The following is a 379-nucleotide window of genomic DNA, read 5'->3' as shown; positions in this document are numbered from 1 at the left end:
CGTCGGACGTCGACAGCCACGGCCCGTCCGGGCCGGGGTCGTCGAGGGCCTTCACCTTCACGTCGACGACCTGCTCGCCACCGATCCGGTGCAGGTTGCCGTACATGCTCCGCTTGTGCAGCACCGGCAGCTGCGACGCGTACGCCAGGACCTCCAGCATCCGGGGCTTGGTGAGGATCATCGGCGCATGGACCTCGTACGACAGCAGCGGCCCGCCCTCGGCCAGCCCGAGCCGCTCCATCTTCAGCGCCGTCGCCTGCGCGCCACGCCGGTACAGGCTGCTCGGCGTGGCCGCCACGACGTCCGCGATCGTGCCGCGGTGCAGCACCGGCACCTCCTCGACGTTCTCCATGACGAAGAAGTCGTCGTTGAAGTACAC

1 protein-coding gene is annotated in these 379 nt (G+C 69.4%); it reads right to left on the bottom strand.

All coding sequences use genetic code 11. The features are described from left to right. Positions 1-379 (bottom strand): hypothetical protein (locus AC0IXA_RS27225; protein ID WP_471814871.1); only part of this gene is annotated, 379 nt, incomplete at both ends.

The sequence above is a fragment of the Pseudomonas sp. AC083 genome, from assembly GCF_979253165.1.
Note: the sequence above shows the minus strand (reverse complement) of the source record. Positions and strands in the feature narration are given on the sequence as shown.